3 protein-coding genes are annotated in these 2,441 nt (G+C 41.1%); all 3 read right to left on the bottom strand.

Annotated elements, in window-relative coordinates; translation table 11 throughout:
• A partial coding sequence (locus tag AC3LHT_RS10330; protein ID WP_488662832.1) for a bifunctional nuclease family protein occupies positions 1-324 on the bottom strand: 324 nt, incomplete at its 3' end.
• A gap of 11 nt (positions 325-335) precedes the next feature.
• Positions 336-1,103: a lysophospholipid acyltransferase family protein gene (locus AC3LHT_RS10335; RefSeq protein WP_290667790.1), complete on the bottom strand. Its 768-nt coding sequence runs from the start codon at positions 1,101-1,103 to the stop codon at positions 336-338.
• Entirely contained in the window at positions 1,078-2,280 is a 1,203-nt protein-coding gene (thiI, locus tag AC3LHT_RS10340; protein WP_290667793.1) for a tRNA uracil 4-sulfurtransferase ThiI, read from the bottom strand. The genes AC3LHT_RS10335 and thiI overlap by 26 nt, the downstream gene beginning before the upstream one ends.
• Positions 2,281-2,441 lie beyond the last annotated feature (161 nt).

The raw sequence follows: 2,441 nt of genomic DNA on the forward strand, positions 1-2,441 counted from the left end.
AAGGCAGTCAGAAGGCCTCGCATCAATTTCTTTTTCCTCACCATTTGCATCTATTAAATAGAGCGTAGCATAGTAAATATTATCCTTGACAGAATGTATAACGGCTTTTTGAAAAACAGCTTTTGCAGCTTTAATAGTGTTGATGAAAAGGTCATAAGTAAGTGGTCGTGGATATTCCTTGCCGCTCACTGCAAGCGCCAGTGATTCCGCTTCAAAAGGACCTATCCAGATCCCAAGTCCCCTATTCAAGTTATCTACCTCTAGTATGACCACAGGTGAGTTTGTTTGATCAAGAGCAAGTCCTCTTAATTTAACTTTAAGCATGATACCACCCCTCAACCCATCCTCCGAAGTTCCAAGAGAGCTTCTGCAATCAATGTATGGAGATATTTTTCGAGCTCTTCTTCGGTTTCAAATTCCCCGGGATTGACCGGGTCTAAAACTTTTAACTTAACCTTTGCTGGTTTCACCAACAGTTTTCCCTTTACCATTATATCCTTTGTACCATCCAATGCTACCGGTACAATAGGTACTTTCATTCTGTAAGGTAAAACGAGACTGCCCTTTTTAAAATCCTTGAGTTCACCATCAAGGCTTCGGGTACCTTCGGGAAACAACATTATCGTTCCACCATTCTTAAGAATCCTCATAATGGTACGTATTACTCCGGCAGTCTGCAATTTATTTCCACGTTCAATAAAGACACCATCTAACCTCTTCACAAATTGTGCTACTGCTGGAATCTTCGAAATTTCAGCTTTAGCTATAAAGGATATTCCACCTCGAACATAACCAGCCACAAGAGGAATATCAAAGGTGCTCTGGTGATTTGAAATAATAACCATCGGCCCTTTTTTGGGGACTTTGTCCCTATTATACGCTTTAACCCGAGCACCAATCACCCTGAAAGCATTACGTCCAAATCTTGCCACTTCCTTCTCAATGTATCTCTTACCCTTTTCCTTACCTGCAATCTTTTCGATAAGCCAGCCAATTAATAAAACTAAAGAACCATAAACAACTACGTAACCGACAAAAGCTATGAAAAGCCAGAGTGTTAGCAAGGCAAAAGGAATCTCACTCATCCATCGCAAGGCTTTCAACTTTCATCACCTGCCCAAGTTTTATCCTGTAAAGCTTTGTCAAACCAACGGCTTCATTTACTAGCTGAGAAAAGTCGATGTTCTTCTCGGCTCTTAAAATATCTTCTATTCTCGCTTTTGTTGCTGGTTCTTTAGGTACAAAGACCGTACAGCAATCTTCATAAGGTCTTGTGGATATTTCAAAACTTCCGATTTTCTTAGCCTTTTCAATGATATCAATTTTATCAAATCCGATCAGAGGTCTTAGAACCAATCTATCAGTCGCATTGGATATGGCAGTCATGTTTTCCACAGTTTGACTTGCAACCTGTCCAATATTTTCACCGGTAATCAATGTTTTGTACCCCATTCTATGCGCAATCTCCGTTGCAATTCTCATCATGGCTCTGCGCTGGATTATTAGGCTGAATCTCTCTTGCACAGCCCTATGTATCGCAAGCTGTGCTTTTGTAAATAAAACATCATAAAGCATTAATTCCTTACCTCCATTATACATGGATAACACTTTGGCAAGGTCAATGACTTTTTCAAATGCTTTTTCGCCTGTATAAGGAGGGCTTGCAAAATGGATTGCATGAACGTTTATTCCACGTTTCAACATGTACCACCCTGCAACCGGGCTATCTATACCACCGGACAAAAGTAACAAACCGTTGCTGCTAACACCGACAGGCATTCCTCCCGGGCCCGGTAACCTATTGCTAAATAGCAATGTACCCCTATTTCTTATTTCTACCCCTATTCTAAACTCAGGATTATGGACATCAACATGAAGCTCCGGGAAACGTTCAAGAATCTTTTCACCAAGAAAAGCACTCAATTGCATGCTTCTTATAGGGAATTTTTTGTAAGCTCGTTTGGTTTCAACTTTGAAGCTTTTTCTTCCCTTCTTCACTTCATCCTCGGCTAGTCCAAGGCTTGTCGAGAGAATGTCATCGAGTTCAAAACCAACCAATATACCCATGCTGAAGTTTTGAATGCCAAAGGTCCTTGTGAGAACCTTTTTCACATCTTCGAGAGAATAGTCACCGGCTTCAACATAAACCCTACCGCCTGTGGTCCGTGTTCTAACACCAGGGAGTTGATTGCGAATGTTTCTCTCAAGCGCAAGTTCAAAATATTTTTTATTTCTGCCTTTTAAACCTATTTCTCCGTATCTGACGATCACTATTTTCATTGATTTTCCTCCTTCGTGTAATACATATGTAGAATCGGGATTCGAGTTACGAGTGTATCAAGAGCCGATATTCGAGTTGCGAGTCACGAGTTGCGAGAATCGAGAACCCTAAACCCCCGGTCAGACCCCCAATAATGGGACAAGGGATAACGAGATCAAGC

The sequence above is a fragment of the Kosmotoga sp. genome, assembly GCF_982836095.1.

Bases quoted from the DNA above. Each gene is read 5' to 3' on its own strand.
- thiI (WP_290667793.1), bottom strand. From the start codon at position 2,280: ATGAAAATAGTGATCGTCAGATACGGAGAAATAGGTTTAAAAGGCAGA.